Annotated in this window: 11 protein-coding genes; 6 read left to right on the top strand and 5 right to left on the bottom strand. The window is 72.1% G+C overall.

The window, feature by feature from the left end:
* Positions 1-157: 157 nt before the first annotated feature.
* The 3 genes from H0488_RS16625 to H0488_RS16615 all read right to left on the bottom strand — a co-directional run bounded on the left by H0488_RS16625 (position 158) and on the right by H0488_RS16615 (position 3,988).
* Positions 158-892: an LbetaH domain-containing protein gene (locus H0488_RS16625; RefSeq protein ID WP_183100369.1), complete on the bottom strand. Its 735-nt coding sequence runs from the start codon at positions 890-892 to the stop codon at positions 158-160.
* A 54-nt stretch (positions 893-946) separates the two neighbouring features.
* Entirely contained in the window at positions 947-3,091 is a 2,145-nt protein-coding gene (locus H0488_RS16620; protein ID WP_312856390.1) for a DEAD/DEAH box helicase, read from the bottom strand.
* 255 nt (positions 3,092-3,346) lie between these two features.
* On the bottom strand, positions 3,347-3,988 hold the full coding sequence (locus tag H0488_RS16615) for a LysE family translocator (RefSeq protein WP_183100368.1): 642 nt from the start codon (positions 3,986-3,988) through the stop codon (positions 3,347-3,349).
* 122 nt (positions 3,989-4,110) lie between these two features.
* Here H0488_RS16615 and H0488_RS16610 point away from each other — a divergent pair, with 122 nt between their 5' ends.
* Together H0488_RS16610 and H0488_RS16605 are read left to right on the top strand one after the other, a co-directional pair.
* Positions 4,111-4,959, top strand: coding sequence for an SDR family oxidoreductase (locus tag H0488_RS16610; RefSeq protein WP_183100367.1), 849 nt, complete (start codon positions 4,111-4,113; stop codon positions 4,957-4,959).
* 95 nt (positions 4,960-5,054) lie between these two features.
* A complete protein-coding gene (locus H0488_RS16605; RefSeq protein ID WP_183100366.1) occupies positions 5,055-5,474 on the top strand; it encodes a pyridoxamine 5'-phosphate oxidase family protein in 420 nt (139 codons plus the stop codon).
* 21 nt (positions 5,475-5,495) lie between these two features.
* On the opposite strand, the gene H0488_RS16600 is transcribed toward H0488_RS16605, so the two are convergent.
* Positions 5,496-6,695, bottom strand: a complete 1,200-nt coding sequence (locus H0488_RS16600; protein WP_246372339.1) for a GAF domain-containing sensor histidine kinase — start codon at positions 6,693-6,695, stop codon at positions 5,496-5,498.
* Entirely contained in the window at positions 6,692-7,366 is a 675-nt protein-coding gene (locus H0488_RS16595; protein WP_312856389.1) for a response regulator, read from the bottom strand. The genes H0488_RS16600 and H0488_RS16595 overlap by 4 nt, the downstream gene beginning before the upstream one ends.
* A gap of 145 nt (positions 7,367-7,511) precedes the next feature.
* Between H0488_RS16595 and H0488_RS16590 the strand changes: the two genes are divergently transcribed.
* The 4 genes from H0488_RS16590 to cydD form a co-directional block, all read left to right on the top strand.
* Entirely contained in the window at positions 7,512-8,477 is a 966-nt protein-coding gene (locus H0488_RS16590; RefSeq protein ID WP_183100364.1) for an Acg family FMN-binding oxidoreductase, read from the top strand.
* 107 nt (positions 8,478-8,584) lie between these two features.
* A complete protein-coding gene (locus H0488_RS16585) occupies positions 8,585-10,021 on the top strand; it encodes a cytochrome ubiquinol oxidase subunit I (RefSeq protein ID WP_183100363.1) in 1,437 nt (478 codons plus the stop codon).
* Between the two features lie 15 nt (positions 10,022-10,036).
* A complete protein-coding gene (gene cydB, locus H0488_RS16580; protein ID WP_183100362.1) occupies positions 10,037-11,065 on the top strand; it encodes a cytochrome d ubiquinol oxidase subunit II in 1,029 nt (342 codons plus the stop codon).
* A partial coding sequence (gene cydD, locus H0488_RS16575; protein WP_183100361.1) for a thiol reductant ABC exporter subunit CydD occupies positions 11,062-13,388 on the top strand: 2,327 nt, incomplete at its 3' end. The genes cydB and cydD, both read left to right, overlap by 4 nt.

Here is a 13,388-nt window from a genome sequence, read left to right as displayed (position 1 = left end):
CCGACGGTCGCGACACCGACGCCCGCCGGCGCCAGGAAGCCGACGCTCTCGGCCGCGGTCACCGTCGCGGTCCAGACCGGCAACAACCTCATGCCCACTACGGTGCCGCGCCCCGCGCGCGGGCGCGAGAGGCCAAAGACCCTGGGCGGGGCGGGACCTAGGGAGTGTCCTCGCCGCTCCAGGCGACGCCCTCGCGGATCACCCGGGCCGGGCAGCCGGCGACCGCCGTGTGCGGCGGAACCTTCTGTCCGCGCACCATCGCACGGGTGCCGACCACGGCGCCCTCGCCGATGTCGCAGTGCCCCGTGACGATCGCTTCGCGGCCGAGCCAGACGTGCCGACCGAGGCGGATGTGCGCGCCGTACGGATTGAGGCGGGCGCCGGTCTCGCGGTCCTCGAGGCGGTGCATGTCGTCGGTCGCGACGTAGACGTTGGCCGCCCACAGCTGGCCCCACTCGGCCACGATCGTCCCGCCGTTGCGGGCGTCGATGATCGCGCAGCGGGTCGCCGTCGTGTCGCCGTTGAGCACGACGGTCGAGTGGGCGCCGCAGTAGAGGTCGGTCGCCGTGAACGCGCTCTCCGGGCCGAGGAAGACCGTCGCCCCGTCACCGCCGAGCAGCAGCGACGCCATGTTGTTGCACGGGCTCGCGACGACCAGCAGCACGTCGGAGAACGGATACAGCGTCATCGTGTCGATGAGCTTGCGCGGCAGGTCGACCGGGTCGACGTCGTCGCCGAGGTAGAGCGCGTTGCCCTGCTCGTGCCACCACTCGGGCAGCGGGGCGGTGACCCGCCGGAGCGCGGTCGTGGCGAGGACGTCGGCATCGACGCCGGCGGCGATCAGGCGGGTGCGGTGCTCGTCGGTGAGCGCCGCCGCGCGGGTCCACGGCATGGCGGACAGTGTGCACCACCGTCCTGGTACGACGACGACGCCGCCGCGGTGTGGTCAGAAGAGGGAGGTGCCCTCGCGCTTCTCCAGCGCGCCGCGGAGCAGTCCGACCAGCGCCTCGAGCTGCAGGTCGAACCCGCCGTCGCCCTCCTCGACCTCGGCATCGAGAGCCCGTGCCGCGAGTCCGGCCTTGCTGCCGATCAGCTCGGCCACCCGGGTGTCGATCGTCTGGGTGGCGATCACCCGCCACGCCGTGACCGGCTCGGTCTGCCCGATCCGGTGCACCCGGTCGATCGCCTGGGTCTGCTCGGCGTCGGTCCACGACAGCTCCGCCAGGATCAGGTTGGACGCGACCTGCAGGTTGATGCCGACGCCCGCTGCGGTCAGCGAGCAGACGATGATCTGCACCTCGGGGTCGTTGGTGAACGAGTCGATCGCCTTCTCGCGGGCCGTCTTGGACTGGTCGCCGCGGATCGACACCGACGGGATGCCGCGGGCGGCGAAGGTCTCCTCCGCGATGTCCATGACGTCGATGTGCTTGGCGAAGAAGACCACCTTGCCGGCGTTGCGGGCGAGCTGGGCGGCGTAGTCGGCCGCGAGCCCGGCCTTGGCCTGGCCGATCCGACGAAGCATGCCGAAGACGTTCTCCCCCGACTCGGTGGAGATGTCCTCGCGTTCCCACGTCGCGACCTGGCGCACCAGGTCGTAGTCGATGCCCTCGACGACCGACGGCGTACGCCGGGTCTCCAGCGCTCGGTCGTAGCGCTCCACGAGCCGGCGGGCGAGGTCCTCCTCGGCCTTGCGGATCGAGCGCCCGGCCTCTCCCTCGAGCTCGACCGGCACGTCGGCGATCCGGCGGGCGGGGATGTCGGACGCGACGTCGACCTTGCGCCGCCGCACGATGCCCATGTCGACCACGATCTGTCGGGCCGCGGGATAGAAGCCGCGGTCGGCCGGGGTCAGTCCGGTGTCGTCGAGCTCGGCCATCAGCTCGCCCAGCGGCTTCTTGTCGTCGATCCAGCCGAGGAACTGCCAGATCGCCCGGAAGTCCTCGATGTCGTTGATCAGCGGCGTGCCGGTCAGCGCCATCAGCAGCGGCCGCGGGACCCGCTTGCGGATCCGGGCAGCGAGCTCGAGCACGTTCTGCGAGCGCTGCGAGCTCTTGTTCTTGATGTAGTGCGCCTCGTCGACGATCATCCCGCGGAAGCCGTGCTGGCCGAGCCAGCCGAGGTGGCGGTCGAGGATCTCGTAGTTGACGACGAAGACGTCGGCGAAGCCGTCGACGTCCATCGCGTCACCGTGGAGGACGGTCGCGCGGCGGCTGGGGGTCCACAGCTCGACCTCGCGCGCCCAGTTGGTCTTGACGACGTTCGGCACCGCGACGAGCAGCGGGTAGGCCTCGGCGGTCTGCGCCGCCAGCAGCGCCTGCGCCGTCTTGCCGAGCCCGGGCTCGTCGGCGAGCAGGAAGGTGCGGTGCCCCTCGGCGGCGGCCTCGACCAACCGCGCCTGGTGCGCCATCAGCTCGCGGCCCTCGGGGACCATCACCATGCCGGGCTCCTCCGGCAGGTCCATGCACACCGGCGCGCCGGGCGTGGTGTCCTCGAAGGAGCGGAAGAGCGGACCGAGCAGCTCCCAGCTGGCCAGCCGCCCCGTCGGACGCCGGACCGGGGTGGCAGCCGCGAAGTCGGGCACGAGGAACGGGTTGGCCAGCTGGCGGGCGATGACCGACTGCGGGATCGCCCGTCGCTCGGCCAGGGCCTCGGCCGGGTCGACGGCCGGCTCGGGCTCCGGGTCGGGGACGTCGTAGCCCGCGCGGCGCTGCAGCTCGCGCTTGAGGTCCTGGGCCGAGTCGGACACCTCCGCGTCCTCGGCCAGCAGGTCGAAGAGCCGCGGGTCGCTGGCTGCGGTCTGCGCCAGGATCGTGGCGATCCCGTCGAGCCGCTTGAGCTCCTCGGCGCGCCGGGCGTCGGACAGCGTCTCGTCGGCACGCACCCGCGCCCGCTCCTCCCGGGCGAGCAGCGCGACCACCTGGAACTTGGCGCGCACGTCGGGCATCGCGGAGCGGCGCGCGACCGCGGCCTCCACCTCCCGGACGACGCGGGCGAGCACCGGGATGATCCCGGTCTCGTCGCGCCGGGCGGTCTTCGTCGCACCGCCCCTGCGCTGCTGCGCGGGCCTGCGCTGCTGGCTTCCTCGAGCCACTGATGTCCCTACGGTCGATGGCCGGCCGGTGCCGGTCGGCAGGTCGTGACGCGGACTGCGGTCCGCGGGCCGCTCGTGCGAGCGAGTTGTCGTGGAGGGCGGAACCCTCGCGACGGTGACGCCGCGGATCCGACACTCAGAGGGCCGGGTGTCCAGCGGTGTGGTCACGATAGCAACAACTGCGCCGCACTGCTGTGTTCCCGGCGCAGATGGTCGACCGACACCTCGTGATCGGTCACGCTCCGGGCGCGACGGTCACTCGGCGACCGCCATGGTCGTGCCGAGACCGACCATCATCACCCCGCCTGCGGCGCCGAGCCGGTCGAGCCGGTGCGGCCGCCGCGAGAACCACTCGCGCGCCTTGCTGGCGGCCAGCGCCCACACCGTGTCGGAGGCGATCGCCATCGCACCGAACACGATGCCGAGCAGGGCGATGGCGGCACCGGGACTGCCCGCCGCCTCGTCGGTGAACTGCGGCAGGAACGCCACGAAGAACACGATCGTCTTGGGGTTGGTCGCACCGACCACCATCCCGGTGCGCACGGAGCGCAGCGCGGTGGAGCGGAGCGGGACCTCGGACACCGACGCCTCCATCGCCAGCCGCGCGTCGCGGCGGTGCCGGATCGCCTGCACGCCGAGGTAGATGACGTAACCGGCACCGACCAGCTTGATCGCGGTGTACGCCGAGGCGGACGCCGCGACCACCGCACCGAGACCGATCGCCACCAGCAACACCTGGGCCATCAGCCCCAGACCGTTGCCGACCACCGAGAGCAGGGCGTCGCGCCGGCCGACGGTCAGCGCGCGGCCGATGGTGAACAGCAGGCTCGGACCCGGCACCTGGATGAAGAGGATCGAGGCGACGAGGAAGGCGAGCCATTGGCTGGACGACGGCACGCGCCGATCATCCCAGCCCGCGCCGTCCCGAGCCACTCGATTCCTCCCCGGCCGACCAGCCCGGGCACCCGCAGTCCCCGCCGTTCGCCGCGGACCTGGAACGTGTTCTAGTGTCGGCGTCCATGAGCACGTACGCCGTCACCGGGGCGGCCTCCGGCATGGGCCGAGCCGTCGCCGAGAAGCTGTCCGCGGCCGGGCACACCGTCATCGACGTCGACATCGTCGAGGCCACCGTCACCGCGGACCTGTCCACCGCCGAGGGCCGGCGCAGCGCTGCTGCCGCGGTCCTGGAGCAGGCGGGGGGCCGGCTCGACGGCGCCGTGATGGCGGCCGGTCTCGGGCCGGCACCCGGCAAGGACCGGCCACGGCTGATCGCCGAGGTCAACTACTTCGGCGTCGTGGAGCTCCTCGACGCCTGGCGTCCCGCCCTCGCCGCCGCCGACCGGGCCAAGGTCGTCGTGTTCTCGAGCAACTCCAGCTCCACCGTGCCGATGGTGCCGGGCCGCGCGGTCCGCGGGTTCCTCGACCGCGACGTCGACCGGGTGCTCCGGGCGCTCCGGATCTTCGGCAAGCAGGCACCGACCTTCGCCTACGCGGCGAGCAAGATCGCGATCAGCCGCTGGGTGCGGCGCACGGCGGTCACCCCCGAGTGGGCCGGTGCCGGGATCCGGCTCAACGCGATCGCCCCGGGCGCCGTCCTCACCCCGCTGCTGGAGAAGCAGCTCGCGACGCCCGCCGAGGCGAAGCAGATCAACCGGTTCCCGGTGCCGATCGGCGGCTTCGGCGACCCCGGGGACCTCGCCGACTGGGTGGTCTTCATGCTGTCCGACGCTGCTGACTTCCTCTGCGGGAGCGTGGTCTTCGTCGACGGCGGCTCGGACGCGTGGTTCCGCGCGGACGACTGGCCGCGGGGTGTCCCGGCGCGTAGGCTCAGGAGCTACCTCAAGCGCATGGCCGCGTTCCGGCGCTGAACGGGACCAAGGTCCCCCCGCTCGCCGACCGTAGTCTCTGCTCCGCTCGAACAGGGTCACGTTTGCTGGTGGTACCCACCCAACGAGGAGTAGCCATGACCAGCACGAACCACTGGTTCAAGGGCCGGATCAAGGAACTAGACGCGGCCGAGTGCCAGCGGCTGCTGCGCGAGGCGAAGGTCGGCCGGCTCGCGTTCACCGACGACTCGGGACCCGATGTCCTCCCCATCAACTACTCGATGGAGGGCAACGACATCCTGATCGCCACCACCGGCTACGGCGCCATCGCCCGCGCGGCCACCGGGGCGCGGGTCGCCTTCGAGATCGACGAGATCGACCCGTACACCGAGTCGGGCTGGTCGGTCGTCGCGCGGGGGCACGCCCACCGGGCGGCCGCCTACGAGCTTCCGGCCGACCCCGCCGAGCGGCCGTATCCCTGGGCCGAGGGCAACCGCAGCTACATCCTGCGGATCACACCGGACTCCATCACCGGCATCCGCCTGACGCCGGCCTGACAGCTCACGCGGCCCGACAGCTCAGGCGCGCGGGACCGCCCAGCGCACCGTCGTACCGGCGTCCGGGGACGACTCGATCGTCAGGGTGCCGCCGCGCTGCTCGGCGCGCCACTTCATGTTCGCGAGCCCGCTCTCGTGCACGCCGGCCTGCGGGATGCCGCGGCCGTCGTCGGACACGGTCAGCACGATCTCCTCGCCGGCGCGCAGCCGCACCTGGACCGACGTGGCGCGCGCGTGGCGCCCGGCATTGGCGAGCGCCTCGCTGAGCACGGCCAGCAGGTCGGGCGCCAGCTCGGGTGAGACGAGGGTCCGGACCGGCCCCTCGAGGGAGAGCGAGGGCCGGACCTTCATCGTCGCCGCCGCCCGCTCGACGACCCGGGTGACCTCGGCCTGGATGTCGGACGACGCCGCCCTCGAGCCCAGCGCGAAGATCGTGCGCCTGATGTCCTTGATGGTCGCGTCGATGTCGGACACTGCCCGGTCCAGGCGGTCGGCCGCCTCGTCGCGGTCAGGGAGCCGGGCCGAGCTCTGGATGCTGAGTCCGACGGCAAACAGCCGCTGGATGATCAGGTCGTGGAGGTCGCGCCCGATCCGGTCGCGGTCCTCGAGGAGCGCCAGCCGCTGCTGGTCGTCGCGGGCCCGGGCGTTCTCGATCATCACGCCGGCGGCGGCGGCGAACGCGACCACGATCTCCTCGTCCTCGGTGGTGAAGTCCGAGCCGTCGTTCTTCTCGGTCAGGTAGAGGTTGCCGAAGACCTGGCCGCGGATCCGCACCGGCACACCGAGGAACGAGTGCATCGGCGGGTGGTGGGGCGGGAAGCCGTACGACGCGGGGTGCTGCGCGATGTCGTGCAGCCGCAGCGGCTGCGGCTGGTCGATGATCAGGCCGAGCAGCCCGTGCCCGCGGGGCAGCTCACCGATCTCGGCCGCGCTCTCGGGCCCGATCCCGTGGTAGATGAACGTCTGCAGCCGGTCGCCCTCGCCGGGGTTGAGCACGCCGAGGGCGGCGTACCGGGCATCGACCAGCCGGCTCGCGACCTCGACGATGCGTGAGAGCACCCCGTCGAGGGTGATGTCGGTCGCCATGGTGACGACCGCGTCCAGCAGCAGCTCGAGCCGCTCGCGCTGGTCGATGGCGCCCTGCATGCGCGCCTCGACCTCGCGGACCAGCTCCTCGAAATCCGCTTCGCGCAGGAGTCGCCGCCGTTCGGCCTCCGTCAACTGTCCGGTCCGGTGTGCTTGACCGCGAAGATCGCCGCCTGGGTGCGGCTGCTCAGCCCGAGCTTGGCCAACAGCGAGGAGACGTAGTTCTTCACCGTCTTCTCGGCGAGGTAGAGCTCCTGGGCGATCTGCCGGTTGGTCATGCCCTGACCGATCAGGTCGAGGATCTTCTGCTCCTGCTCGGTCAGCGCGGCCAGCTCCTGGTCGACCGGCGGACCGGTGCGGACCCGCTCCAGCACGGCCGCGGTGACCGCGGGGTCGAGGGCGGACTGCCCTGACGCCACGCGCCGGATCATGTCGATGAGGTCGGTGCCGCGGACCTGCTTGAGCACGTAGCCGGCAGCGCCGGCCATGATCGCGGCGAAGAGCGCGTCGTCGTCGTCGTACGACGTCAGGATCAGCGCCGCGATGCTCGGGTCCTGGGACCGGACCTCGCGGCAGACGTCGATGCCCGATCCGTCGGGCAGCCGCCCGTCGAGGATCGCGACGTCGGGACGGAGGGCCGGGATCCGCCGCATCGCCTCGACCGCCGATCCGGACTCGCCGATCACCTCGATGTCGGGCTCGCTCTCGAGCAGCTCGCGCATGCCGCGGCGGACGACCTCGTGGTCGTCGAGCAGGAAGATCTTGATCGGTCGCTCGGAGCGTGGAGTCGCGTCGTCCTCAGTCACCCCTCCACGGTATCCCGGGCCTGGTCCCGGGCGCATCCGAACCCAACGCCCCACAGGCGAAGGACCTTGGTCCCTGTCCGCGAACCCCGCTCGCGCAGAAGACTCGGAGCATCACCGGACCTAGCGAGGAAGAGGGGCGAGCGCAATGTCGATCCCGATCACGACTGCACGCCGCCTGATCGAGCTCGCGTGCCACGCACCGAGCGCCCACAACACCCAGCCCTGGCTGTGGCAGATCGACGGCGACGAGATCCGGCTGTACGCCGACCGCCGGCGTCACCTGCCGCTCGAGGACCCCGACGGGCGCAACCTGACGATCTCCTGCGGCGCCGCCCTCCACCACCTCCAGTTCGCCGCCCGCGCCCTGGGATGGGTCTCGGACGTCACGCTGCTCCCGAGCGCAGCCGAGCCGAATCTGCTCGCCGTGGTGCGCCTCGAGCGCGGGGAGCCGTCGCCGCAGCCGGTCAACGACCTGGCCGCGCTCCGTCGTCGCTGCACCGACCGCCGCCGGTTCACGTCGTGGCCGGTCCCGCCCGAGGTGCTCGACCGGCTGGCCGAGGAGGCGCGCGAGTGGGACGTGCGCGCGACCCCGGTCGTCGACCTGGTCGCGCGGTTCCGGCTGGAGCTGCTCACGAGCGACGCCAGCGCCCTCCGTGAGCTGGACGAGGAAGCCGTCCAGGAGCAGGCGCTCTGGGTCAACCGGGGTGGCTCCGAAGGGGTCCCCCTCGCCGTGCTCCCCAACAGCGAGGCCGCCGACGTGCTCGAGCGGCCGGGCCGGTTCGGGCCTGGCCTGGTCCCCGAGACCCGGGCACCGGTCGACGGCGGCGACGGCGTGATCGTGCTGGGCGGGGTCGCCGACGACCCGATCGGTTGGCTGCGAACCGGCGCTGGTCTCAGCGCCCTGTGGCTGCGCGCCACCCGCGACGGCCTCTCGGTGGTCCCGCTCAGCCTGCCGGTCGAGGTCGAGGCGACGCGCGCCCAGATGACCGAGAAGGTCCTCGAGGGCGCCTTCGTCCCGCACCTGGCGGTGCGCATCGGGTGGCAGGCCATCGGCCGCACCGGGCTGCCCCGCACGCCCCGCCGCGGCCTTGACGACGTTCTGATCGCCTGACCTGCTCCCTACCAGAAAGCGTTCGACCTGCTCCCTGCTCAACCTGCTCCCTGCTGACCAGCGCCGCGCTGCGGCCGGCGCACGCTCAACACCTGAGGAAGGCCCCGATGGACCCCACTGATATTGCCCGCTGGCAGTTCGCCATCACCACCGTCTACCACTTTCTCTTCGTCCCGATCACGATCGGTCTCTCGGCGATCATCGCCGGCTACGAGATCTCCTGGCTGCGCACCCGCAACCCGCAGTGGCTGCGGCTGACGAAGTTCTTCGGCAAGCTCTTCCTCATCAACTTCGCCATCGGCGTCGTCACCGGCATCGTGCAGGAGTTCCAGTTCGGCATGAACTGGAGCGACTACTCGCGGTTCGTGGGTGACATCTTCGGCGCCCCGCTCGCGGTCGAGGGACTGCTCGCGTTCTTCCTCGAGTCGACCTTCCTGGGTCTGTGGATCTTCGGCTGGGACCGGCTCCCCGAGAAGCTGCACGCGGCGTGCATCGCCCTCGTGCACGTCGGCACCCTGTTCTCGGCGTACTTCATCCTGGCCGCGAACTCGTGGATGCAGAACCCGACCGGGTTCGGCTACAACCCGGACACCGGACGTGCGGAGATGAACGACTTCGCCGCCGTGCTGTTCAACAAGGTGCAGCTGGTGACCTTCCCCCACGTCGTGCTGTCGGCCTACATGACCGGCGCCGCGTTCGTGGTCGGTGTCGCGTTCTGGCAGCACCGCCGGGCGAAGGCCGACGACGACCGCTCCATGTACCGCAAGGCGCTCCGCACCGGCGCGGCGATCGTGCTGGTCAGCGGGATCGGCGTGGTCGTCTCCGGCGACATCCAGGGCAAGATCATGACCGAGGTGCAGCCCATGAAGATGGCTGCTGCCGAGGGGCTCTACGAGACCGAGTCCCCTGCCGACTTCTCGATCCTGACCATCGGGACGCCCGACGGCAAGGCGGAGAAGTTCTCGATCAAGGTCCCCCAGCTGCTCTCCTACCTGGGCACCGGGGAGTGGGACGGCGAGGTCAAGGGCATCAACGACCTGCGCGAGGAGTACCAGGAGACCTACGGGCAGGACCCGGGTGAGAAGTACTACTCGCCGGGCGACTACACGCCCGTGATCCCGCTGACCTACTGGACCTTCCGGCTGATGATGGGGCTCGGCGCACTCGCCGCCGCCGCAGCGATCTGGATCCTGTGGGCGACCCGGAGGGAACGCGTGCCCGGTGGCCGGCCGATCATGTGGGCTGCCATCTCGCTGCCGTTCCTGCCGCTGTTCGCCAACTCGTTCGGGTGGATCTTCACCGAGGTCGGTCGGCAGCCGTGGGCCGTGTTCGGCCTGATGACGACCGAGCAGTCGGTCTCGCCAGGAGTGAGCACCGCTGAGGTCCTGACGTCCCTCATCGTCCTCACGGCGGTCTACGGCCTGCTTGCAGTGATCGAGGTCCGCCTGCTGTTCACCTACATCCGCAAGGGCGCGGATCCATTGCCCGAGGACGACCCGGCCGCAGGGCCGGGCGACGACCGGCCGATGGCCTTCGCGTACTGATCCCGAGGAGGAGACATGGAACTCACCACTGTTTGGTTCATCCTGATCGCCGTCCTCTGGATCGGCTACTTCTGCCTCGAGGGCTTCGACTTCGGGGTCGGCATGCTGCTGCCCGTGCTGGGCAAGAACGACACCGACCGGCGGATCATGATCAACACGATCGGGCCCGTCTGGGACGGCAACGAGGTCTGGCTGCTGGTCGCCGGCGGCGCCACCTTCGCCGCGTTCCCCGAGTGGTACGCGACGCTGTTCAGCGGGTTCTACCTGCCGCTGCTGCTGATCCTGGTCGCCCTCATCGTGCGCGGGCTGGCGTTCGAGTACCGCGCGAAGCGGGACGACGACCGCTGGCGCCGGGGCTGGGACGCCTCGATCATCGTGGGCTCGTTCGTGCCCGCCCTCCTGTGGGGCGTCGCGTTCGCCAACATCCTGCGCGGGGTGCCGATCGACTCCGAGCACGAGTACGTCGGCGGCTTCTTCAACCTGCTCAACCCGTACGCCCTGCTCGGCGGAGTCACCACCCTGCTGCTGTTCCTGGCCCACGGCGCGGTCTTCCTCGCGTTGAAGACCGACGGCCCGATCCGGCAGCGCGCGGGTGCGCTCGCCGTACCGCTCACGACCGCGGCTGCGGTCGCGGCGGTGGGCTTCCTGGTCTGGACCCAGGCCGACACCGGGACCACTGGTTCGGCGGTGGCGTTCATCGCGGCTGCCGCGGCGCTGGTGGGCGGGCTGTTCGCGGCGATCGGGCGCCGGGAGGGCTGGGCCTTCCTCGGCACCTTCGTGGCGATCGCGCTGGCGGTGGCGGGGCTGTTCCTGGCCCTGTTCCCGGACGTGATGCCGACGTCGCTGTCCGACGGTGCGGGTCTGACCACGACGAACGCCGCGGCGACCGACTACACGCTGAAGATCATGACCGTCGTCGCGGTCATCTTCACCCCGGTCGTGCTCGCCTACCAGGGCTGGACCTACTGGGTGTTCCGGCAGCGGATCGCGGCGCACCACATCCCGCCGACCGCGGCGCCGGAACAGGTCTCGACAGCACCGTGAGGCCGTCAGACCCCCGGCTGCGGGCGCAGCTTGCGCCCGCACGCCGGCAACTGGCGGGCATCGCGGCCGCCGGTCTCGGCACCGGCGTGCTGGTGATCGCCCAGGCAGGGGCGGTCGCCGGCCTCATCGTCGCCTCACTGGACCACGGCGACGCCCGCTGGTGGGGAGCGGGCGTCGCCACGTGGGGGGTCGTCGTCGCCGGGCTGCTCGCCCTGCGCGGGCTGGTCTCCGGCTTCGGCGACCGCATGGCGGCGCGCGCGGCGGCGGTCGTGAGCACGATCCTGCGGCACCGGCTGGTCGCCGCGTCCGTCGAACGACGGGACGGCGAGGCGACCGGCGAGCGCGCCGTGCTCATCACCCGCGGTGTCGCGGCGATCGAGCCGTACCTCACCCGCTACCTCCCCGCCCTGGTCCTCGCGGTCCTGCTGCCACCGCTGACCCTGGTCGCAATCGCGTCCCAGGACCTGTTGAGCGCGGTGATCGTGCTGGCGACGCTGCCGCTGGTGCCGGTGTTCGGTGCCCTCGTCGGCCTCGCGACCCGGGACCGGGCCGAGCAGCAGTGGCGGGCGATGTCGGCCCTCTCGGGCCACTTCGTCGACGTGGTCCGCGGCCTGCCGACGCTCGTGGCGCACCGCCGGGCGCGGGCCCAGTCGGGCCGGATCGCCGAGATCACCGACCGCTACCGGGTCGCGACGCTGCGCACCCTGCGGATCGCGTTCGCCTCCTCCGCCGTGCTGGAGCTCGTGGCCACCCTCTCGGTGGCGCTCGTCGCGGTGACCATCGGGGTCCGGCTGGCGTCGGGCTCGGTGGGACTGCACACCGCCCTCGTCGTACTGCTGCTGGCGCCGGAGGCCTACTGGCCGCTGCGCAGAGTAGGTGCCGAGTTCCACGCGGCGGCCGAGGGCGCGGCCACGTTCGAGGCGGCGGACCGGCTGCTCGAGGCGGGGCCGGAGACCGTCGACCGTCCGGCGCCTGCCGGCGCCAGCCTGGTCCTCACGGACCTCTCGGTGACCTACCCCGGGCGCACCCACCCCTCCCTCCGGCTGTCGGTCGCGGGGATCCCCGCCCACGGCGTCACGGCGATCTCAGGGCCTTCGGGGTGCGGCAAGTCGACCCTGCTCGCCGCGATCGCCGGGCTGGTCCCGGCCGAGGGCGAGATCACGGCGGACGGACTCCCGGTGGGCGGCCCGGCGTGGCAGGCCGACATCGCCTGGCTTCCCCAGCAGCCCCAGTTCGTGGCCGGCACCATCGCCGACAACCTGCGGCTGGCGGTGCCGACCGCGACCGACGCCGAGCTGTGGGACGCCCTGCGGCAGGTCGCGCTGGAGGTCCGCGTCGACGCGCTTCCCGAGCGCCTCGACACCCCACTCGGCGAGGACGGCGCCACCTTGTCCGCCGGTGAGCGGGCGCGGCTCGCCCTCGCCCGGGTCGTCCTCGCGGACCGGCCGTGGGTGCTGCTGGACGAGCCGACCGCGCACCTCGACGAGCTGACCGAACGGATCATCGTCGACACCGTGCACGAGCTGGGGCGCCGGTCCGCCGTGGTCGTCGTCGCACACAAGCCCGCGCTGGTCGCGATCGCCGACCACCGCATCGAGCTCACCGCGCCGGCACGGGTGCCGGTGCCGATACCGGTGGCCGACCGCGGGCCGCGGCCGGCGGTCGCACCGGCCGCGGCGGCTGCGGCGTCCCCCGCCGAGCCGACGACGGGCTTGCTGCGACCCGCCCGCGGGTTCCTCGGCAGCACCGTGATCGGCGCGCTCGCGTCCGCATCGGGTGTGGCCCTGACGGCCACCGCCGGGTGGCTGATCGTCCAGGCCTCGACCCGGCCCGCCGTGCTGACGCTGCTGGTCGCGATCGTCGGCGTGCGCACGTTCGGCCTGGCGCGGCCGGTGCTGCGGTACGTCGAGCGGCTGCGTTCGCACGACGCCGCCCTCCAGCTGCTCGCCCGCCGCCGCGTCGAGGTGTACGACGCCCTCGTGCCGCTCGTGCCTGCCCGGCTCGGTCGCCGGCGCGGCGACCTGCTGAGCGCGGTGGTCGACGACGTCGACGCGGTCGTCGACCGGGAGCTCCGGGTGCGGATGCCCGTGCGGCAGCTGGCGCTGGTGGGAGTGCTCGCGGTCCTCGTGGCCGGTGTCCTTCTCCCGGCCGCGGGGCTGGTCGTGCTGGTCTACCTCGCGGTGGCCGGGCCGGGGGCGTTCCTGCTGGCCCGCCACGGTGCCCGCCGTGCGGAGCGGCGGCTGGTGCGGCTCCGCTCGGAGCTCTCGACGGCGGTCGTCGAGTCGATCCAGGTCGCCGACGAGCTGCGGATGTGGCAGGCGAC

The organism is Nocardioides pelophilus, from assembly GCF_014180685.1.
Lineage (GTDB): Bacteria > Actinomycetota > Actinomycetes > Propionibacteriales > Nocardioidaceae > Nocardioides > Nocardioides pelophilus.
The sequence above is the reverse complement of the archived record's forward strand: the minus strand, read 5'-3'. Positions and strand labels throughout refer to the sequence as shown.

Bases quoted from the DNA above. Each gene is read 5' to 3' on its own strand.
- H0488_RS16625 (WP_183100369.1), bottom strand. From the start codon at position 892: ATGCCGTGGACCCGCGCGGCGGCGCTCACCGACGAGCACCGCACCCGC.
- cydB (WP_183100362.1), top strand. From the start codon at position 10,037: ATGGAACTCACCACTGTTTGGTTCATCCTGATCGCCGTCCTCTGGATC.
- H0488_RS16605 (WP_183100366.1), top strand. From the start codon at position 5,055: ATGACCAGCACGAACCACTGGTTCAAGGGCCGGATCAAGGAACTAGAC.
- H0488_RS16610 (WP_183100367.1), top strand. From the start codon at position 4,111: ATGAGCACGTACGCCGTCACCGGGGCGGCCTCCGGCATGGGCCGAGCC.
- H0488_RS16585 (WP_183100363.1), top strand. From the start codon at position 8,585: ATGGACCCCACTGATATTGCCCGCTGGCAGTTCGCCATCACCACCGTC.
- H0488_RS16590 (WP_183100364.1), top strand. From the start codon at position 7,512: ATGTCGATCCCGATCACGACTGCACGCCGCCTGATCGAGCTCGCGTGC.